A 22,096-nucleotide genomic window follows, 5' to 3' on the forward strand; every position below is an offset into this window, starting at 1 on the left:
AAATATTAAATATATGTTATTACCTACGGAAATTCGTTTGAAACATCGCGATTTAAATTGGTTGAGTTTCAATGAACGAGTTTTGCAAGAAGCAGAAGATCCCATAAACCCGCTATATGAACGCATAAAGTTTTTAGCGATCTTCTCTTCTAATTTAGATGAATATTTTCGCGTACGGGTATCTCAATTGAGACAAATGAAACGGGTGGAGAAAAGCATTCGTAAAAAACTTGCACTCCGCCCTAACAAGATCACCAAAGAGATCTTATCAGAAATAAAAGAACAACAACAAAAATTTGGTGAGATATATAATAGCCAAATAGTTCCTGAACTCGCAAAGAATGGAATCCATTTAATAGATTCCGATCATTATAATGCGGCACAACAGAACTATGTTAATGATGTTTTTGTAAATGAAATAAAGGCGCACATCAAACCTCAGGTAATCGACCTTTCAATAGATTCGGAATTATTCCTTGAAAACAACACCCTATACTTTGCCATTCAATTCACTAATTCTGATCATTTAGGAATTGTAAATATCCCAAGTGATATCTGCGGCAGGTTCGTTTCTTTCAATAATAACGTGATCACATATTTGGATGACATCATACGAAATCAACTTTCTGTATTATTTCCAAAAGAGGAAATTTCAGGAATCTATGAGATTAAATTATCCAGAGACGCCGAGTTATATATTGAAGATGAATTTAACGGGGTATTAGCAGAAAAGATTTATGAATCTTTGGCACAACGAACTGATGGACAACCCACCCGCCTGCTTTATGATGCAGCAATGCCCAAAGACACTCAGAAAAGATTACGCCACCTTCTAAATTTGGGCAAGATCGATATGATGCCCGGAGGGAAATATCATAATTTCAGTGATTTCTTTTCTTTTCCTGATCCTACGAATAACAAGGATCTTCATTATAAACCTTTACTTCCTATAAAACATAAAGAGTTAGACGGTGCACCTGACTACTTTAAGGTAATCGCAAAAAAAGATCAGTCTGTTCATTTTCCATACATGTCCTTTTCATATGTAGAGACTTTTTTAGATCAAGCGGCGAATGATCCACAGGTGGAAACAATAAAGATCTCACTTTATAGGGTTGCAGATGAATCTAAGCTAACCTCAAGCCTATTAAAGGCATTAGACAATGGTAAGAATCTCACCGTTTTTGTAGAAGCCAAAGCCCGCTTTGATGAAGAGAATAATATAATTTGGGGAAGAAAATTTCAGGAAAAAGGCGCCACCGTAATCTACAGCTATCCGAAGATTAAAGTTCATTCCAAAATAATGATGATTGAACGTAGAGAGGGAGATGAAATGATTAATTATGCTTATATAGGTACCGGGAATTTTAATAGTAAAACTTCCAAGATTTACGGAGATCATGCCATCTTTACTGCCAATAAACATATTACAAAAGAACTTTCCCGAATTTTTAATGTCTTAGAAGGTAAGCTTATTATTCCTCGAGAAAAGCATTTATTCATTTCACCTTTCTCCACTCGCATCAATTTCACTAAGCTAATTATGAACGAAATTAGCAACGCGATGGATGGTAAAGAAGCTAAGATTACAGCTAAAATGAACAGTTTGGAAGATCCCGAAATCATTGAATGGCTATACAAAGCCAGCAATGCGGGAGTTAAGATCCATTTATTAATTCGCGGATTTACCTGCTTAGTACCGGGAATTGAAGGGCTTAGTGAAAACATTTACATTACCAGTATCGTAGATAGGTTTCTGGAGCATGGAAGGATCTATTTATTTGAGAATGGTGGAGATGAAAAGATATATTTTGGAAGCGCCGACTGGATGACGCGTAATTTAGATCGAAGAATTGAAGTGATCTCCCCTATTCTGGATGAAGATATCGCTCAGGAATTCAAGGATATTTTACATATTCAGCTGAGTGATAATGTAAAAGCGAGAATACAGGATAGCGAAGAAAATAATTATTACGTTAAGCAGAAAGCCGGAGAAAAAAAGATTCGTTCTCAATATGAGATCTATGAATATTTAAAATAAAAACACACGGTATGAAAACAATAAGAGTAGGCGGAGTTCCGGAACATTTTAATCTTCCCTGGCATTTATGTATAGAAGAAGGAGATTTTGAATATGAACATCTTAATATTGAATGGATAGATTTTCCAGGAGGTACCGGGGCCATGAATGCTGCTCTTAGAAATAACGAAATAGATGTTGCCATTATTCTTACTGAAGGCATTGTTAAGGATATTATAGCCGGTAATCCTTCATCAATTATTCAAACCTATATTGAATCTCCTTTAATATGGGGAATTCATGTTGCTCAGGACTCAAAATATAAATCTTTAGAAAACCTGGAAACAACCAAAGCTGCTATCAGTCGGATGGGATCAGGATCTCATTTGATGGCGTATGTAAATGCTCAAAATCAAGGATGGGATGTTTCAAAACTTCAATTTGAAATTGTAGGAGACATTAATTCTGCGGTAAATGCTTTGAGTTTGGATAAAGCTCAATATTTCATGTGGGAACATTTTACAACCAAACCATTGGTAGATAAAGGTGTTTTTAGAAGAGTGGCAGATTGCCCAACCCCCTGGCCTTGTTTTGTAGTAGCGGCACGTGAAGAAATCTTACATGATCATTCGCATGAGATCAGAAAAATGTTAGGGGTTGTAAATGCTAAAAGTGCCAGTTTTAAAGAGATTCCGAATATACAAGAAGTTCTTGCGACACGTTATGAACAGAGACCTGAAGATATTAATAAATGGCTGGAGCTTACATCATGGAGCCAGAATCAAATTTCGAAAGAGGACTTAGAAACGGTTCAAAAAACTTTATTCGATCTAAAATTAATTCCGCGTACTGTAGACACTTCAAAATTAATTTATAATTTGTAGATTCTAAATTTAAATCCATTTGATGAAAAAACTACTTCTTGCAGTCCTATTAACCAGTTCTATTGCCTGCTTTTCCCAAGAAACTACCTCAGAGACCAAAACCATTTATAAACGAGATATCACCAAGAACGAATTGAGTATTGGAGCGCTCAACTTGGTTGCGTTTGGAGCACTGGATATTACTTATGAAAGAATTATAAACCCTAATAGTAGCTGGGCTATTGAAGGTTTTGTAAAAGCTCTTAATCGTGAAAATGAAGATGTAGCTGAAGCTTATTCCAGAGATTTCTCCTTAACCGGAAAATTTAAATATTTCTTTAGCGACAGAAGCGCCTGGGGATTCTATGTAAATGGCTTAGGAATGTTATCCAGCGGTGAATATGATAACGATGATTATATATACGTAGATGATGGTAATGGAGGAGGTTATTACACCGAAATAGATTCCGATAAAAAATATACCGATTTTGCTTTAGGTTTTGGTTTAGGAGGAAAGTTCGTTTCTAAGCAAGGTTTTGTCTTTGATCTTAGCACAGGAATTGGACGAAACCTTTTCAACTCTGATTCTCCAACCATAGTTGGGCAATTTAGCGCAAACTTAGGATACAGATTCTAACTGCCAGTTAATAGGTTCTTTTCCATGTGCCTCAAGATAAGCATTGGTCTTACTGAAATGTTTATTTCCAAACCATAAACCCCTGTTAGCACTTAAAGGAGAAGGATGTCCAGTGGTTAGAATAAGATGTTTAGAGGAGTCAATTTTGGCTCCTTTCTTTTTCGCATAACCACCCCACAGTAAAAAAACCACATGCTCTTTTTCTTTTGAAATAAGCTCTATAACCTTATCGGTAAACTTTTCCCAACCCTTTTTTTTATGAGACCCTGCCTGTCCGGCCCTAACCGAAAGTACCGCGTTTAAAAGCAATACACCTTGATCTGCCCACGAATGCAAATTCCCTGTTGAAGGAATTTCTATACCTAGATCGTTATGTAACTCTTTATAAATATTTATTAGTGAAGGTGGAATAGTTACTTCCTCATTAACCGAAAAACACAAGCCATGAGCCTGATTAGGACCATGATAAGGGTCTTGTCCAATTATAACCACTTTAACATCATCGAAATTTGTTCTGTTAAAAGCTTCAAAAATCAAGTTTTCGGGAGGATAACAACTTGTATCTTGGTATTCTGAAGTCACAAAATCGTTCAGATCATTAAAATAAGTCTTATTTAATTCATCGGTTAATTCTTTTTTCCAAGAGGGATGGATATTGACCTTCATTATAATTTCTGTAAATTTGTACCACCCAAAAGTAGGGAAAAATTAGTATGATAAAAATTGCCGCAAAAAGCCTGTTAGATCTAGAATTTCCAAGTGTTTGTAAACAAATTAGTGAATTGTGCATTACCACAATGGGAATTGAAAAAGCACTGGAAATTGTACCATATACCAAACCTTCAGAAGCACTCTTCGGATTGCATCAAACCCAGGAATATCTAAGCTCCTATCAACAGGAAAGCAGAATTCCAAATCATGGATTTGACAGTATCCACAAAGAGATAAAGATGCTCGGCATCGAGAATGCCATATTAGAACTGGGTGGTTTTAGAAAGATTACCAGCCTCGCTGAAACGGCTAATACTCAAATTCGATTTTTCTATAAATTCAAAGAACTTTATCCTTCCCTATTTGAAACTACTGAAGAAGTAGAATACACCAAAATCATTAATGAAAGGATCGATCAAATAATTGATAGGTTTGGAGAAGTAAAAGATGAAGCCTCTCCCCTTTTGTTAAATATCAGGCGTTCAATGAATGCTGTAAAAGGAAAGATCAATTCCAGTTTTACCACTGCGTTGTCAAGATACAACGAATACGGGTATCTAGATGAAATTAGGGAAAGCGTTGTAGAGAACATTAGGGTACTTGCAGTAAAGGCCATGTATCGCAAAAAAGTGAAAGGTGGTATTCTCGGGAGCTCTAAAACCGGAAGTATCGTCTATATTCAACCGGAGGCTACTCAAACTCATACCAGAGAACTCAATGGGTTAGAGTATGAAGAAAAAGAGGAAGTTAACCGCATATTAAAAGAATTAAGCGATTTTTTAAGGCCTTATCGAGAGCTTTTAGAGAAATATCAACAACTGTTAAGTGATATTGATGTAATAGCCGCAAAAGCTAAATATGCCAGAGAGATCAATGGGATTCTACCCAAAATAACGAAAGAAAGGGAGTTACACTTAATAAATGCCTACCATCCCTTATTATACAGGAACAATAAGAAAACAGGAGATAAAACCTATCCACAAAGTATAAAATTAGCCACGGATAATCGAATTATTGTAATTAGCGGTCCAAATGCCGGGGGTAAAAGTATTACGCTTAAAACCGTCGGACTTTTACAAATCATGCTGCAAAGTGGAATTCTCATTCCGGTGCATGAATACAGCCGAATGTGCCTTTTCAACAAGATACTTACCGATATTGGTGACAATCAATCCATTGAAAATCATTTAAGTACTTATAGCTATCGCCTTAAGAACATGAATTATTTCTTGAAGAAATGCGACGATAAGACTTTATTCTTAATAGATGAATTTGGAACCGGAAGTGACCCTGAACTTGGGGGAGCATTGGCAGAAACATTTTTGGAAGTATTCTATGAGCGAGAGGCCTTTGGAATTCTAACTACGCATTATACTAACCTGAAAATGCTAGCGAATGAACTTCCTAATATGACCAATGCAAATATGATGTTCGATTCGAGAACCTTAGAACCATTGTTCAAATTAAATCTAGGAGAAGCCGGAAGTTCCTTTACATTTGAAGTAGCACAAAAAAATGGTATCCCATATAGCCTTATCAATCGTTCCAAGAAAAAAGTGGAGCGAGGAAAGATTCGCTTTGATAAAAGTATTGCCGATTTGCAAAAAGAGCGTAGTAAACTTCAAAAGACAACCGACGCTTTAAAAAATAAAGAGTTAAAAACGGCTCAGCAAAAAGAGAAACTTGAAGAAGTAAATACCAAAGTTCAGCAAAAACTGGAGAGCTATCAGGAATTATTTGATAGCAATCAGCGGCTTATTTATTTAGGTCAGAAGATCAATGATATTAGCGAAAAATATTTTGTTAATAAACAGAAGAAAGAACTGATTGGCGAATTCTTAAAGATCGTAGAAATTGAAAATTCAAAACGAAAGAAAGAGTCAGCCAAACAAATCAAGATCAAAAAACTGAAGGAGAAAAAAGTGCTTGCGGAAGCGGAAAAAACTGTAGAAGTCATTAGGCAACGCAAAAAAGAGGAAAAGAAGAAAGAAGAAATCAAAAAGAAAATTGAAGAAAATAAACCAAAAGCTAATTTAAAAATTGGAGATAGAGTTCGACTGGAAGATGGAAAAGCAGTAGGCTCTATAGATGCTATTGAAAAGGGAAAAGCTATTGTAAATTACGGTATGTTTACCACTAATGTTTCATTAGATCAATTAGAACTGGTACAAGCAGTTAAAAAGAAATAGAATTATGGAGACAACTTCTCTTGAAATGATACATACTATTCCAAAAGATAAGAAGATCATTCTTTTTGACGGAGTGTGCAATCTTTGCAATAATGCTGTTAATTATGTTATTGAACATGATAAGGGAGACACTTTCGTTTTTGCCTCTTTACAAAGTGAAATTGGAAAGCACCTTATGCAGGAACGGCATATAGATCCCACAAGTATTGATTCTATTGTTATGATAGACCCAGGAGTTGCGTATTATCAAAAATCTACAGCGGCTTTAGAAATAGCAAAAGATCTAACAGGTGGATATTCCTGGTTAAAACATTTCTTATTCCTTCCCGAGGTTCTAAGAGACGGGGTTTATGATGTTATAGCTAAGAATCGCTATAAATGGTTCGGAAAAAAGGAATCTTGCATGATTCCTTCTCCCGAATTAAAGTCTAAATTTCTTGATTAACAACTTGTGTTTTTTCTGCTGGATAGTTATCATCCCAGTCCTTTACGTTAGGAGGTCCTAATTTATCTACAGATTTTGCAACTAACATTGACACTGCAGCATCTCCGGTAACATTTACTGTTGTTCTACACATATCTAATGGTCTGTCTACAGCAAATATTAAGGCCAATCCTGCTTCAGGAATTCCGGCCTGCGCCAATACAATTACCAACATCACCATTCCGGCTCCAGGAACTGCAGCGGAACCAATGGAGGCTAAAGTTGCAGTTACAATAATTCCTAATTGCGCCCCAATACTCAAATCTATACCAAAGGCCTGTGCAATAAAAACAGCCGCTACAGCCTGATATAAACTTGTTCCGTCCATATTAATGGTTGCACCAATTGGCAGCACAAAACTGGCAACTTCTTTGTGAACCCCTAAATGTTCTTCCACGCGTTCCATGGTAACAGGTAAGGTTGCTGCACTCGAACTGGTTGAAAATGCCAATAACTGTGCTGGAGAAATACCATTAAGAAAGAATCCTGGTTTGTTTTTTGTGAAAATCCATACAATTAAAATATAGAAGCCCATCATAAGGGCCAATCCAACAATAACGGTTAAGGCATACATAGCAAGAGCAGCAAAGAGATCGGTGCTGGGAGACTCCACCACCAAAGCTGCTAATAATGCAAACACCCCATATGGCGCTGCCAGCATAATAATATCTATCATTTTCAGAATAACTTCATTAAAGCCATCAAAAAAGTCTTTTACCGGTTTTGAAGTTTTTTCAGGAATAAGTATAAGTCCTATTCCAAAGAATATAGCAAAGAAAATTACCTGCAACATATTGCCATTATCACTGGCCGCATCAAAGATATTACTCGGCACGATATCTTCTAAAGCCTGAAGTGGACCTGCGTCCTTCTGCCTTTGTGCATCGGCGATTCTAACAGAAGCATCACCTTCATAACTGGTAATAAGATCATTTCTGGTTTCTTCACTAATGGCACTCCCAGGTTTAATGAGATTTACCATACCTAGACCAATGGAAACAGCAATAACGGTAGTAATAATATAGGTAAGAATAGTTCGGGTACCCATCTGGGATAACTTCGAAATATCCTTTAGATCGGAAATCCCTTTTATAAGTGATGCTAAAATCAGCGGAACTGCAATTAGTTTTAGGGCATTAATGAAGATGTTTCCAAATGGTTTTATCCAGTCACTTACAAAATCGGCTCCCCAACTAAAATTGGTTAGGATAAGTGCAAAAAGAACCCCAGTTAACATTCCCAATAAAATCTGCCAGTGCAGCGCTAATTTTTTCATATCTCTATATCAAGTATTTTTTTGTTATATTCTAGAAAGTTTGTTTAATAGCCAGAAATCGGCTAATACTAAAGCAGCCATTGCTTCTACTATGGGTACAGCTCTTGGAACTACACAAGGATCATGTCTCCCTTTTCCAACCATCTCCACTTCTTCTCCTTTAGAATTAATTGTTTGCTGCTTTTGCATTATAGTGGCTACTGGTTTAAAAGCAACGTTAAAGTAAATATCCATTCCGTTTGAAATGCCCCCTTGAATACCTCCACTCAGATTGGTTCTTGTAGAGCCATCGGTGTTGAAAAGATCGTTGTGGTCACTTCCTTTCATAGCAGTTCCTTCAAAACCACTACCATATTCAAATCCTTTTACAGCATTTATAGAAAGCATCGCTTTCCCGAGTTGCGCATGTAAACGGTCGAACACTGGTTCTCCCAGACCTTTAGGCACATTTTTGATCACACATTGCACAGTACCACCTACGGTATCCCCCTGAGCTCTAATTTCTCGTATGTAAGCTTCCATTTTATCTGCGGAAGCAGTATCAGGACAACGTACCGGGTTCGATTCAATTAAACTGAAATCGATATCCTTGTATTCCTTATCTAATTTTATATGCCCCACCGATGCAGTATAGGCGGTTATTGATATTTGTGGTAGCAGCTGTTTAGCTATTGCTCCCCCCACTACCCTACATGCGGTTTCTCTGGCTGAAGAGCGACCGCCACCTCGATAGTCGCGAACTCCATACTTTTCATCATATGTATAATCGGCATGAGAAGGCCTGTAAGAATCTTTTATATGTGAATAATCCTTAGATTTTTGATTGGCATTCTTAATGGTAAAACCTATAGGAGTACCCGTAGTTTTCCCTTCAAAAATTCCGGAAAGGAACTCTACTGTATCGGGTTCTTTTCTTTGAGTAACTATAGCCGATTGACCAGGTCTTCGCTTATCAAGTTCTTCTTGAATTTTATCAAGATCAAGTGAAATTCCAGCTGGACACCCGTCTATTACACCTCCAATGGCAACTCCATGAGATTCCCCAAAAGTGGTAAGTTTAAATACTGTTCCGAAGGTGTTTCCAGCCATAAATTCGATTTTGAACAAATGTAATTTTTTAACTACATATTTAAAAATCTAAACCTATTTAATATGATTTAGACTTTTTTGATAATTTAAAAGCTTTATTAGCTGTTTTCTTTAAATGAGAGCCTCGAGCAAAATAGAAACAGGATGTTTGGCTTCCCTTTTTGTGCCATCATGAATTTGATGTCTGCAACTAGTTCCATTGGCCGCGATTATGGTATTTAAAGAACTTTTTCTAACGGCTGGAAACAAACTTTGTTCTCCTATATTCATGCTAATTTCATAATGCTCTTTCTCGTAACCAAAAGAACCAGCCATTCCACAGCAACCGGAACTGATAATTGTTACTTTATAATTCTCTGGTAAATTGAGAACATCGAAGGTTGTAGCAGAATTTGACAAAGCCTTTTGGTGGCAATGCGCATGAATCTTTACAGTTCTTTCTTCGGAAGTAAAGGATTCTGGCTTGATGTTTCCCAATGCTATTTCCTTTTTCAAGAATTCTTCAATTATCAAGCAGTTCTTTGCCAGTTGTTTCGCTTCCGAAGCATTATTGGCCAAACGCAAATATTCATCTCTAAAACTTAAAATAGCTGAGGGTTCTACTCCCAGTAACGGACTCTCTTCCGAAACGATATCTTTAAATAATTCAATGTTCTTGTCAGCCAGAACCTTTGCTTCTTCCAGAAAACCTTTAGAAATATGACTTCTTCCACTTTCGGGATGATCTATTATTTCTACCTGATAGTTTAGCTTACTCAATAACTCCAATGCATCAATCCCAATTTGTGCATCCAGAAAATTGGTGAATTCATCATTAAAAAAGAACACTTTTTTAATGGGATTTTCCACCTGTAAATGCAACTTATTCTTCTGATAATAAGATTTCAATGAAACTTTAGAAAGTTTTGGCAAGCTTCGTTCGGGTGCTACGCCCATGATCTTTTTGGCTATTGCTGAAGTAAAAGAATTCGTAAACATGAAATTCGCAATTCCGGGAATATTGGAAGCTATTTTATTCATCTTGCCGTTGTTAGCAAACGCCGAACTACGCAAAGATTTACCATTCGCTTTTTGATTCTGATAAAGAAATTCAGCTTTAAGAGCCGCGACATCTACATTAGAAGGACATTCACTTTTACAGCCTTTACAGCTTATACATAAGTCGAATACCTCTTTTAATTCATCATGATCGAACTTATTGGGTTTATCAGAATTTGTAAGAAATTCCCGTAACGCATTAGCTCTCGCCCTGGTGGTATCCTTCTCATGTTTGGTAGCGCGATAACTTGGGCACATCGTTCCTCCAGATTCTACCGATTTTCTACAATCCCCACTTCCGTTACATTTTTCGGCTAAACGAAGTATTCCTTGAGAATCGGAGAAATCCATTAGGGTTTCCGGTTGGGGTTCTTCTCGTTCCGGAACATATCGTAGTGAAGTATCCATAGCTGGCGCATCTACAATTTTACCCGGATTAAAGATATTATTAGGATCAAAAATATATTTTACCTCCTTTAGCAGTTCATAATTTTTTGAACCTATCATGTATTCAATAAATTCGGCTCTAAGGCGGCCGTCCCCGTGTTCTCCGCTCATAGAACCACGGTATTTCTTAACCAGTTCTGCGACATCAGTAGTTATTTGTCTGAATAACTTGACATCGGCTTCCTTTTTTAAATTTAAAATCGGGCGTAAGTGAAGTTCACCAGCACCTGCATGTGCATAATACACAGCATCTTGCCCATAATTCTTCATGATCTGTGAAAATTCAGAAATATAATCGGCAAGATCGGGTATTGCTACAGCAGTATCTTCAATACACGCCACAGCCTTTTTATCTCCAACAATATTTCCCAGTAAACCTAAACCAGCTTTGCGTAGTTCTAAAGCCTGATCGATTTGCTCATCCCATAAAACCGGTAAGGCATAGGTTAAATTGGTGTTTTTTAATCTCTCTAATAGCTTTTCTACTTGCTGTATAAGGTTTTCTTTTGTTTCAGAACGCAGTTCTAACATTAGGATCGCCGCAGGATCATCTTCAATAAAAAAGCGATTCTCAATATATTTCAAACTCTGTTTTGTACAATCCAAGATGATTTTATCCATCATCTCACAGGTATAAAGATCACTTTCCATGGAAGGAACAACGGCAAGCATACAATTTTCTATAGAGGTGAAATGAGCCGCAACCATGGCGGTATATTTGGGAGGTAATTTATCTAATTGCAGAGTGATCTCGGTAGTAAAAGCTAATGTTCCTTCACTTCCCGCTAATAGCTCACATAGATTAAATGGTTTTTCGGTGTTGGTAAATACTTCTGTAGAGATCAAAGAATCTACAGCATAACCCGTATTTCTTCTATGAATGGAGGCTATAGGAAAATTACTTTCTATTTCCTGCTGCACCTCTTTTGGAGAAAGTAAATTATGAAGCTTATTATATATTTTCCCTTCTAAGGTTGTTTTTAGCAATTTATCTTGGAATCCAGTTTTAGAAATACTAGAAAATTCAGCTTCACTCCCATCACTCAATAAGGTTTTCAAACCTAAAACTTTATCACGAGTGGTTCCATATTTAATGGAAGTTGAGCCGCTAGAATTGTTTCCAACCATCCCACCTATCATGCATCTATTAGAAGTGGAGGTATTGGGGCCAAAGAAAAGTCCGAATTGTAACAACTCTCTATTTAAGTCATCACGTATAATTCCCGGTTGTACAATAGCGATACGCTTTTCAGGATCTATCCTGATTATTTTGGAAAAATATCTGGAAACATCTACTACTATACCGCTCCCAACACATTGCCCCGCTAAAGAGGTTCCCGCTGTCCTTGGAATTAGACCAACAGTATTTTCCTGTGCGAAATTTATTAATAGTTTTAAATCTGCTTCATCCTTAGGATAGCAAACTGCCATTGGTATTTCTCTATATACCGAAGCATCAGTTGCATAAATACTTTTATGTAAATTATCCAGTAAGAGTTCACCAGAAAGTGCTTGACCGAGTTGTAATAATTTTTCCTCCATAAGCAGACCAAAATACAATTTTATTCAAAATATCCTTAACAGATTTTTTAATGATTATTAACAATACATTGGCTTGAATGCCGTTCTGTATTTGATTTTAACATTTAAATTTGCTTTAACAATAACTATAAATGATATTAGAATGAAAAAAATATTCTTATTAGCGATTTTTGCTCTTGGAACCACCGTAGCGGTGAACGCTCAAACTATTTCAGAAAATGCAATAGGGTTAAGGTTAGGTGGAAGTAACGCAACCGGAGCCGAGGTTTCTTACCAGAGAGCCGTAGGTACAAATAACAACAGATTGGAATTTGATCTGGGTTGGAGAAATGATAATAACAATTATGATGCTATTAAACTTGTAGGATTATACCAATGGGTATGGAATATTGATGGTGGTTTTAACTGGTATGTAGGTGCCGGAGCGGGTGTAGCTAGCGTAGAAGATAACAGAAGAGATGGGTTTAGAGGTAATGATGGAACTTATTTACTTGTTGCGGGAGATATAGGTATTGAATATAATTTTGATATTCCTTTACAATTATCTTTAGACTTAAGACCAGAAGCAGGATTTAATGATTACGATGTGGTTGATGATATTACTCCTGATATCGCTTTAGGAATTAGATATAGGTTCTAATCATTAGAAATTAATTATAAAAAAAGAGGCTTTAGCTATAAAGCCTCTTTTTTTATTGTTGAAAGTGCACGCTCATACAAAGCTTCATATTGAGGTACGATCTTTTCAATATCAAATTTCTTAGCCCTATCTTTAGCATTCACTTTAAACTTAATAAGATTTACTTCATCTTCTAAAATAGAAATTCCATAATTACCCATTTCTTCCACATTTCCTATATCGCTTAAATACCCGGAAACACCATGTTCAATAACTTCAGGAATACCACCGCTATTTGTAGCTATAACAGGGACTGCATTTACCATTGCTTCTAAAGCCGCTAAACCAAAGCTTTCCTTTTCTGAAGGCAATAAAAAGAGATCTGAAAAACAAAGAATCTTATCAATTTCATTACTTTGTCCCAAAAAAATAACCTTATCTTCTATACCTAATTCTATCACCAGCTCCTCGGCCTTTTCTTTCTCGGGACCTTCTCCCACCATCATCAGCTTCGCCTTTATCTTCTTTTGAATAACGTGAAATATTTTAATAACATCATCAATTCGCTTTACAGGCCTAAAATTACTGATATGTGTAATTATTCGTTCATCATCATCAGCCATTAGAGAACGTTCACAGTCGGTATGGAATTTTTGATATTTTGAAACGTCAATAAAATTTGGAACGACATCAATTTCTTTAGTAATTTTAAAAAAGCGCAAAGTATCCTCCTTTAAACTTTGGGAAACTGAAGTTACCACATCACTATTATTAATACTAAAAGTTACAGCCGGCTTGTAAAAAGGATGATTTCCCACAAGGGTAATGTCTGTACCATGTAAAGTGGTTACAATTGGAATATGTATACCTTCTTCTTCTAACATTTTCTTCGCCATATAGGCCGCATAAGCGTGAGGTATGGCATAATGAACATGTAAAAGCTCTATTTTATGTAGTTTAACCATATTTACGAGCTTACTGCTTAGAGCCAGCTCGTATGGCTGAAAATGAAACAGTGGATATTCGGGAACATTAACCTCATGAAATCGAATATTTCCGGTTAATTGCTCAAGCCTAACCGGTTGTTTATAGGTAATAAAATGAATTTCATGACCTCTTTTAGATAAGGCCATTCCTAATTCGGTTGCAACTACTCCACTACCACCAAAAGTAGGATAGCACACCACTCCTATTTTCATATTTTAAAAATCTATAGATTCGTAAATGATGCTCTGTATCTCTGAACGAATATCTTCTCTAATAAGCTTCCTGTTATTTACATCAGGATAAGTTCTATTTGCCAAGAATACATAAACAATTTCCCTTTCCGGGTCGGCCCAAGCGAACGTTCCTGTAAAACCGGTATGACCAAAACTAGATAAGGACACACATCCACAGGTTGGCCCAAGCTCACCCAATTGAGGTTTGTCGAAACCTACCCCTCTCCTTACATTGTCTTCACAATAATAACAGGTGTTGAACTTGTCCAGTGTTTTTTCTTCAAGATAACGCTTCCCTCCATAAGTACCACCATTTAAATAGAGTTGCATTATTTTAGTAACATCGTTAGCATTACTAAACAATCCGGCATGCCCTCCAATTCCACCTTGCATAGCCGCGCCCTGATCATGCACAAAGCCATGTACCTGCTGTTTTCGCCATAACTTATCTTCTTCTGTAGGAGCTATTTGAAATATGTCGAATTTCTCCCGAGGAAGATAGGTTGTGTAATTTGCCCCTAAAGATTCATAAAAATGCTCCTGAGTAATAGTTGCCAGAGAAGATTTATAATAAGATTCTAAATAGTACTTCATAATATAAAAAGGTAGGTCGGAGTACTTGTAGCTAAGCTTTCTTTCCAGAGGACTTTGCTTTATAATATTCATGATAGAATCGTTGATATCATTTCTAATATACATATTATTAGCTACTAGGCTTGTAAATCCCGGGCTAGGAATATCTCTGTAATATAATTGCGAAGGTAATTTTGTTTTTTTATCTATGGTAGGTACATAAAATGGAAGCCATGGCTTTAAACGGGCATAATGTAGTAACATATCCTGTAAACGTATATTCGCTTTATTAGACCCTTTAAAGAAAGGTATCAACTCACCTAGTTTCGTATCAAAATTTATAACACCCTTTTCCTCCAACTCCATAATAAGAGGCAGAGTTGCAGTGATCTTGGTAAGAGAAGCTAGGTCATACAAGGTGGTATCGGTTACAGGTCTTAATTTTTCATAGGTTTGATAGCCGGCATTTCGCTGAAAGATCACCTTGCCTTTTCTTGCTATTACAACCTGCAATCCGGGGGTCATTTTATCATTTATAGCCAAATCGATCAGGGAATCTATCTTTTGAAGCTTATAAGAATTCATTCCTACAGATTCCGGGATTCCATAAGACAATCTGTTTAAAGTGCTTGTGTAATAACCGGTTCCTACAGGGAATTCTGAACCCAAGCTAACTGGCAATTTCCCTTTTGCACCTACAGCTCCAAATATTAATTGCGCCGACTTCTCTTGGGCTGATACACTATTTTGATAACTTATAATTATACTTTCAAAATTACTGGTAGAATTAAGCTCCAACAAGGCATAAGGTCGGGTGAATATATCTAAAATAGTGTGATTGTTCTTTGCTATTTCGTAGATCCAATTTATCTCATTATTGCTGAATTTATATGAAGACCAGGGGGAATTATTTGATTTGTGATACCCTATAATTACCTTATCGTAGGCCTTTAACTTTACAAGAAGGTCCTCTAAGGTATTTGCTTTTACCCAGTCTACATGAGTATATTTAGATAACTGATGGTAAAAGGGAGCTCCATCATCATCTCCAAAATTAATATAAGCCACATTGGAAGCAAGATCCTTTATCGGCAATTCTCCCTGATTGTTCTTAATAAGCGTTATGGCATTTTCTACAAGGTCGTCATACAAGACCTTATCTCTCAACGTGTTTAAATCCTGGATCAAATTTGTGGTATCAACCGGTTTAAAGTTTTCTAAACCCGCTTTGTATTTGGCAAAAAGTATCTTTCTTACAGAATGCGCCAATCGTTCTTCTGTAATTATATTTTTTTTATAAGCCTCGATTATCTTTTCTGAAGCTTTTGGAACATCTTCTGAAATCAATAAAACATCATTACCAGCCAGAAAAGCAGCCAGATCTATCTCTCCCGGATTTTTATAATTAGAGGCTCCTTTCATATTTAAAGCATCAGTAAAGATCAATCCTCTAAATTTAAGTCTATCTTGAAGAATATCAGTGACTATGGTCTTAGAAAGTGAAGAAGGAAGATCATCTTTATCCTCTAGTCCAGGAACATTTAAATGAGCTACCATAACACTGGAAACCCCATTTTTAATCAGTTCCTTAAAGGGGTAGAATTCAATGCTATCCAATCGTTTTGCAGAAAATGAAATAATGGGTAGCTTTTTATGGGAATCAGATTTTGTATCGCCATGTCCGGGAAAATGCTTTGCGCTGGAAAGAATTCCCTCACTATGCATGCCTTTCATAAACGCAAGCGCTTTTTGAGAAACATTAAATTTATCTTCCCCAAAAGATCTATTCCCAATAATTGGATTATTTGGGTTGGTATTGATATCAACAACAGGAGCAAAATTAATATGTACACCTAAGCGTTTAGAGTTTCGAGATATAGCTGCGCCGGCCTGTTCTACAAGTTCAGGGCTTTGAACTGCGCCCAGGGTCATATTCCATGGAATAGAAAAGGTAGAATCTAAACGCATGGCCAATCCCCATTCAGCATCCATTCCTATCAATAATGGAGTTTTTGCCAGCTCCTGAAATTCATTATTAAGTTTAGCTTGCTGCTGCGGACCACCTTTGGAAAAAATAACTCCTCCAATATGGTAATCTTTAATAAGATTTCGCACCTTATCGGTTTCTGCTCCTGGTTTATTAGAAAAGATGTCTACCATAAACAATTGGCCAACCTTTTCTTCCAAGCTCATAGCATTATAGATACTATCCACCCATACCCGTTGTTGCTTTGCATCCCTGGTAATTAAGGGATCTCGCTGAGCAAAAACGGAAGTATGGAAAGTTATAAAGAGAGTGAATATTATAATAAAATAAAATCGGGTAGATTTCATTTAAACCTATTTTAAAAAGCGACTGTGCCAGCTCTCTGAGGCCGGTACTTCCCAATCGGAAAGATATTGCGCTTTATTGGTTACCAAGTTATTGAAAACGATTGTCTTTGGAGAAACAGCCTTATCTTTAGCCATTTTTCTAAAATCTGTAAGCGCCTTATAAGCAACAAATTCTCCCTGCTTATAGCTTACATTCATTTTATCTAGTAGATCAACATTATAATCTTTTTCTAACTGCTGGATGAATCGTACGGAAGCATCTATAGAACACCCGGTTGCTGCATTCAATTCCTGATCTAAAGCAATAATTATGAAACGATTATATCTAATTTCGAATGATGCCTGTAAATTAGCACCATGGGCTGTCCATTGGGTAAGGAATTCTTCTGTTTTGGATTTTATTTCCTGAAGTTCTTGATCTGAAAAAGATCTATTGGCCTGGTAAATCCATACACGGGAAGTCTCAGGCAAGATATCAAAAGCTACTAGCATTTCTAATTATATTATGTTTTCACAAAGCTACTTCATATTAGGCGTAGCTTCAAATATAGTGCTAGTTAATTCGCAAGTTTAACGCTTATAAAAACGTTAAACTTACAAATTGAAATTTCTTAAAGATCGTGAGCATTTGCAATCATTTCCGCAACATCCATCACCTCTATTTTATCTTCCTGATTCTTGATTTTAACCCCGTCTGTCATCATGGTATTACAAAAGGGACATCCCGCAGCTATAATTTCCGGTTTCACTTCCATGGCCTGCTCGGTACGTTCAACATTTACGTCTTTATTACCCGGCTCAGGCTCCTTAAACATTTGTCCGCCTCCAGCTCCACAACACAATCCGTTCTTCTTGCATTTACGCATTTCAACAAGCTCGACTTCCAATTTTCTTAATAGATCTCTTGGAGCTTCATAAACATTATTTGCTCTTCCCAAGTAACAAGGGTCATGAAAAGTAATGCGCTTCCCCTTAAATTTACCTCCTTCTACTTTCAGCCTTCCTTCTTCCAAAAGAGACTTTAAAAAAGTAGTATGATGCATAACCTCATAATTCCCGCCAAGCGCAGGATATTCATTTTTTAAAGTATTGAAACAATGAGGACAGGCAGTAACCACCTTTTTTATCTCATAGCCATTCAAAACTTCAATATTTGTCACGGCTTGCATTTGAAACAAAAACTCATTTCCGGCACGTTTAGCTGGATCTCCTGTGCAGCTTTCTTCGGTACCCAGAACGGCAAAATCCACCTTTGCTGAATGTAATAATTTTACAAATGCTTTGGTAATTCTTTTAGCTCTATCATCAAAACTTCCGGCACATCCAACCCAAAACAACACTTCGGGTCTTTTTCCTTCAGCCATATATTCAGCCATTGTGGGAACTTTAATCGCTTCTGCCATTTTATATGTTTTAAAAATTTAAACAAGTCTTATCTTTTGGTTTTAAACAACTTAATTAAGACTTATTAAACTATTACTTTAATACTATTTTTCTTCAGCCCAATTTAATCTATCCATCTGATTATATGGCCAGGGAGCACCATTATTCTCAATGTTAGTCATAGCAATACTAAGTTCATTAGGAGCAGCACTCTGTTCCATTACCAAATATCGTCTCATGTCTAAGATAATAGATAATGGATCGATACCTACCGGGCAAGCTTCTACGCAAGCATTACAACTTGTACATGCCCATAGTTCTTCTCTTAAAATATAATCATCCAATAGCTGCTTCCCATCATCTTCAAACTTTCCTTTCTTATTGATAATTTCTCCAACTTCTTCCAAACGATCTCTGGTATCCATCATGATCTTACGGGGTGAAAGTTTTTTTCCGGTTTGATTTGCAGGACATTCTGCAGTACATCTACCACATTCGGTACAGGTATATGAATTTAATAACTGAACCTGATTTAGATCCATTACATCCGAAGCTCCAAACTTCGCAGGTTCTTCCACTGTAGCATCTTCTGCAGGGACCGCGTATGGATCGGCATCAGGATCCATCATCAACATCACTTCATCGGTCACCGATTGTAAATTATCAAATTGCCCCATTGGAGTAAGTTTTGAAAAATAAACATTCGGAAACGCCAACATAATATGTAGATGTTTTGAATAATATAAGTAGTTAAGGAAAAAGAGTATTCCAACAATGTGCAACCACCAGGCGGCTCTTTCTACCATAATAAGACTGGAATCGCTAAAATTCTCGAACCAAGGAGAAAGAAACTGACTTATTGGAAAAGAACCAATAATTCCTCCGGCATGGCTATAATGTTCTGCACCATTTAATTGTAATTGATAATCGGCTCCGTTCATTACCAAGAACAAAATCATCAATACCATTTCAAAATACAAAATATAATTGGCGTCGTTTTTAGGCCATCCTTTAAGTTCGTTCCCTAAAAATCTATAAATATTGGTAACATTTCTTCGGAACCAAAAAATAATTACCCCAAGTAAAACCAGAAAAGCCAGTATTTCAAAAGCGCCAATTAAAAAATTATAACCTCCACCTAAAAATGAAAGAATTCTATGTGTTCCAAAAATACCATCGATGATAATCTCTAAAACTTCAATATTAATAATGATAAAACCTACATATACAATGATATGTAAGGCTCCTGCCAGTGGCTTTTTTACCATTTTAGACTGTCCTAAAGCAATTCTTGCCATTTTAGCAAAACGTTCTCCGGGATTATCGGTACGATCTATCTTTTTACCAAGTTTAATATTACGAATAACTCGGCGTATGTTTCTTGTAAAAAAAGCTATTCCCGCCACAAGGACGATCAAAAAAGCAATTTGAGCAATAAGTTGCATATGTAATTTATTTTAGAGAATCCTTAGGCGGTTGATACGAACCCGGTGATTTTCCAAATACAGAGAAGTGTACATATCTTTTAGGATTCAATTTAATATCTTGTAGCAGTTGCTCCATTTGCTTGGTAGCACGATCTAAATTATCATAAACCTTATCATCTGTCAATAATTTCCCTGCGGTTCCTTTCCCACTGGATAAATTATTAGACACCTGCTCAAAATCAGCAATAATCTTTTCAAGATCTCTACTCATTCCACTTAGATCAACCTGCGCCAGCGTGTCTGAAAATTTATTAAAATTCCCCGACATCTCATCTAAGTTAGTAAAAGTTCTATCCAATTTGGCTGAATTCCCTTCAACAATGTTATTTAAAGAATTGGCGGTTCCTTTAAACGAACGTACCGTTTCGGCTAGATCATTAAAAGTACTTTGTAGATTATTCCTTGTTTCAGGGTTTAACACCTGATTGAAAGAAGTAAGTAAAGAATCTGCACTTACTATTACGCGTTCTACTTTTACTTGCAGTGGTGTTAAACGCTCATTTACCAGCTCCATGATACCTTCTTCAATATCACTTGGTAGCGTATCACCAGATTTCGCCATTAGTTTATTCTCATAATCTGGTACAATAGCGAGCGATTTTCCTCCAATTAACCCACCTCCATAGATTTGAGCTAAACTATTCTTTGAAAATTGAAAATCGCTGTCTACGGTAAAGGTTACTAATAGAAGTCCTGTTTTATCCAGAAAATCTATAGAAGTAATTTGCCCGACCTTTAAACCGTTAATAGTGACTGCCGATGAAGGTGAAAGCCCTTCAACGTCAGCATAAATAGCGTGGAAGTTTCTACTTGAATCTAAGAGGTTTTTGCCTTTAAGAAAACTGTATCCGAAAATTAAAATTGCAATTGCAATAATTGCTAGTATGCCAGTCTTAACCTCTCTAGTATATTTCAAAAGTTCTTATTTTTAATAGTACGTACAAATTTAGAAATAAATATAGGAAAGTACCCCTATTTACCCTGTGATTTTAACGCCTCATTAACTGTAATCTTTTCGCCTCCCTTAAAGGCTACCACATAACTACTCTTGTATCCTTTAGATTTAGCTTCGCTATGTAGTTGATTTATTTGCGAATAACTGGTAGTTGCCCCGAAGTAATATTTATACAATTTACCTTCCTGTTCCCTGAACACAGGAGTAAGCCCTTTAAAATTAGAAGATCTTGGCTCTAATTTTCTTGAGCTGGCGGCTAATTGCACTTTAAAGGTGATATCTTCAAAATTATCGTCTAACACAGTTTGAGTAGCGATCTTTGGAGAAGAGTTCTTTTCCAAATTCTCAAGAACAGCTAAATTGATGCTATGACTATAATCGTTGATTGCACTATAAATAGCATCGGCCATCTTCTCTTGTCCGCTATTGCTATTTAAAAAGGCTCCTTCACTGGTATTGGTAAGAAAACCGGTTTCTATTAAAACACTTGGCATATAGGTTTGTCTTAATACTAAAAACCCGGCTTGTTTCACACCTCTGTCATTTCGTTTTAATTCTCTCGTAAATTTCTTCTGAACAAAATCGGCCAGCAGGATACTTTGATCTAAGTATTCCTCCTGCATAATAGTCATCCCAATATACGATTCTGGAGAATTTGGATCAAAACCGTCATAAGTAACATGATAGTCCTCTTCTAAGAAAATTACAGAATTTTCACGTTTGGCAACTTCAAAGTTAGCTTGATTTCTATGCAGCCCCAATACAAAAGTTTCGGTACCATAAGCTTGAGAATTATGGGCATTACAATGAACTGACACAAAAAGATCTGCCTTCGCATCATTTGCAATTTGCGCCCTCTTGTCTAAAGGAATAAACACATCGGTACTTCGGGTATATATTACCTTTATATTGGGGTTTTTTTGAAGTTCTTTCCCCACTTTCAATATAATATTAAGAGCAATATCTTTTTCCTCGAATCCACCTCCCCTATTTCCAGGGTCTTTGCCACCATGACCCGCATCTAAAACCACTACGAATTGCGATTTAATTGGATCATATTTTGCAGGACTGGAAGAGGTTAAAACCAATGTTACTGCGAGTAATACTAAAAGTTTAGGTAAATTCGTTCTCATAAATATATTAACGATAAATTAAGGGCTATTATTTTAATGACTTATTTTTTCATTTTCCCAAAAGGAAGCTAAAAAAATATATGTAATTTTGACCAT

Annotated in this window: 17 protein-coding genes; 6 read left to right on the forward strand and 11 right to left on the reverse strand. The window is 36.4% G+C overall.

The window, feature by feature from the left end:
- Positions 1-13 precede the first annotated feature (13 nt).
- Genes ppk1 through L1I30_RS07990 form a run of 3 tightly spaced genes read left to right on the forward strand, consistent with a single transcriptional unit; the run spans position 14 to position 3,520 of the window.
- Positions 14-2,041 (forward strand): polyphosphate kinase 1, encoded by a 2,028-nt coding sequence (gene ppk1 / locus L1I30_RS07980; RefSeq protein ID WP_236133752.1) that lies wholly within the window; start codon positions 14-16, stop codon positions 2,039-2,041.
- An 11-nt stretch (positions 2,042-2,052) separates the two neighbouring features.
- A complete protein-coding gene (locus tag L1I30_RS07985) occupies positions 2,053-2,904 on the forward strand; it encodes a substrate-binding domain-containing protein (RefSeq protein ID WP_236133753.1) in 852 nt (283 codons plus the stop codon).
- A 22-nt stretch (positions 2,905-2,926) separates the two neighbouring features.
- Positions 2,927-3,520, forward strand: coding sequence for a hypothetical protein (locus L1I30_RS07990; RefSeq protein WP_236133754.1), 594 nt, complete (start codon positions 2,927-2,929; stop codon positions 3,518-3,520).
- Here L1I30_RS07990 and ung read toward each other — a convergent pair.
- Positions 3,503-4,186 (reverse strand): uracil-DNA glycosylase, encoded by a 684-nt coding sequence (gene ung, locus L1I30_RS07995; RefSeq protein WP_236133755.1) that lies wholly within the window; start codon positions 4,184-4,186, stop codon positions 3,503-3,505. The two genes, L1I30_RS07990 and ung, sit on opposite strands and share 18 nt — an antisense overlap.
- Positions 4,187-4,233: 47 nt before the next feature.
- On the opposite strand from ung, the gene L1I30_RS08000 reads away from it, so the two are divergent.
- Both L1I30_RS08000 and L1I30_RS08005 read left to right on the forward strand, forming a co-directional pair.
- Positions 4,234-6,420, forward strand: coding sequence for an endonuclease MutS2 (locus L1I30_RS08000; protein ID WP_236133756.1), 2,187 nt, complete (start codon positions 4,234-4,236; stop codon positions 6,418-6,420).
- A 4-nt stretch (positions 6,421-6,424) separates the two neighbouring features.
- Positions 6,425-6,865 (forward strand): thiol-disulfide oxidoreductase DCC family protein, encoded by a 441-nt coding sequence (locus tag L1I30_RS08005; RefSeq protein ID WP_236133757.1) that lies wholly within the window; start codon positions 6,425-6,427, stop codon positions 6,863-6,865.
- Here the strand turns inward: L1I30_RS08005 and L1I30_RS08010 are convergent.
- The 3 genes from L1I30_RS08010 to L1I30_RS08020 form a co-directional block, all read right to left on the reverse strand.
- Positions 6,849-8,180 carry a dicarboxylate/amino acid:cation symporter gene (locus tag L1I30_RS08010; RefSeq protein WP_236133758.1) on the reverse strand — a complete coding sequence of 444 codons (1,332 nt, stop codon included), beginning with the start codon at positions 8,178-8,180 and terminating at the stop codon, positions 6,849-6,851. The two genes, L1I30_RS08005 and L1I30_RS08010, sit on opposite strands and share 17 nt — an antisense overlap.
- Positions 8,181-8,204: 24 nt before the next feature.
- Complete coding sequence (gene aroC / locus L1I30_RS08015) at positions 8,205-9,269, reverse strand: chorismate synthase (RefSeq protein ID WP_236133759.1); 1,065 nt, start codon at positions 9,267-9,269, stop codon at positions 8,205-8,207.
- A gap of 111 nt (positions 9,270-9,380) precedes the next feature.
- The gene (locus L1I30_RS08020; RefSeq protein ID WP_236133760.1) at positions 9,381-12,296 is read right to left on the reverse strand and encodes an FAD-binding and (Fe-S)-binding domain-containing protein; all 2,916 of its coding nucleotides are present in this window, start codon (positions 12,294-12,296) and stop codon (positions 9,381-9,383) included.
- 142 nt (positions 12,297-12,438) lie between these two features.
- Between L1I30_RS08020 and L1I30_RS08025 the strand changes: the two genes are divergently transcribed.
- Positions 12,439-12,936, forward strand: coding sequence for a hypothetical protein (locus L1I30_RS08025; RefSeq protein WP_236133761.1), 498 nt, complete (start codon positions 12,439-12,441; stop codon positions 12,934-12,936).
- Positions 12,937-12,971: 35 nt separating this feature from the next.
- On the opposite strand, the gene bshA is transcribed toward L1I30_RS08025, so the two are convergent.
- The 7 genes from bshA to L1I30_RS08060 form a co-directional block, all read right to left on the reverse strand.
- Positions 12,972-14,114, reverse strand: coding sequence for an N-acetyl-alpha-D-glucosaminyl L-malate synthase BshA (bshA, locus tag L1I30_RS08030; RefSeq protein ID WP_236133762.1), 1,143 nt, complete (start codon positions 14,112-14,114; stop codon positions 12,972-12,974).
- Between the two features lie 3 nt (positions 14,115-14,117).
- On the reverse strand, positions 14,118-17,042 hold the full coding sequence (locus L1I30_RS08035; RefSeq protein ID WP_236133763.1) for a serine hydrolase domain-containing protein: 2,925 nt from the start codon (positions 17,040-17,042) through the stop codon (positions 14,118-14,120).
- Between the two features lie 6 nt (positions 17,043-17,048).
- Positions 17,049-17,534 (reverse strand): ABC transporter ATPase, encoded by a 486-nt coding sequence (locus L1I30_RS08040; protein WP_236133764.1) that lies wholly within the window; start codon positions 17,532-17,534, stop codon positions 17,049-17,051.
- Between the two features lie 119 nt (positions 17,535-17,653).
- Positions 17,654-18,445, reverse strand: a complete 792-nt coding sequence (locus L1I30_RS08045; RefSeq protein WP_236133765.1) for a (Fe-S)-binding protein — start codon at positions 18,443-18,445, stop codon at positions 17,654-17,656.
- 84 nt (positions 18,446-18,529) lie between these two features.
- Positions 18,530-19,870 carry a 4Fe-4S dicluster domain-containing protein gene (locus L1I30_RS08050; RefSeq protein ID WP_236133766.1) on the reverse strand — a complete coding sequence of 447 codons (1,341 nt, stop codon included), beginning with the start codon at positions 19,868-19,870 and terminating at the stop codon, positions 18,530-18,532.
- 7 nt (positions 19,871-19,877) lie between these two features.
- A complete protein-coding gene (locus L1I30_RS08055; protein WP_236133767.1) occupies positions 19,878-20,828 on the reverse strand; it encodes an MlaD family protein in 951 nt (316 codons plus the stop codon).
- 56 nt (positions 20,829-20,884) lie between these two features.
- A complete protein-coding gene (locus tag L1I30_RS08060) occupies positions 20,885-22,000 on the reverse strand; it encodes an N-acetylmuramoyl-L-alanine amidase family protein (protein WP_236133768.1) in 1,116 nt (371 codons plus the stop codon).
- Between the last annotated feature and the right edge of the window lie 96 nt (positions 22,001-22,096).

Origin of the sequence: Gillisia lutea, assembly GCF_021568705.1 — a bacterium.
GTDB classification, from domain to species: domain Bacteria; phylum Bacteroidota; class Bacteroidia; order Flavobacteriales; family Flavobacteriaceae; genus Gillisia; species Gillisia lutea.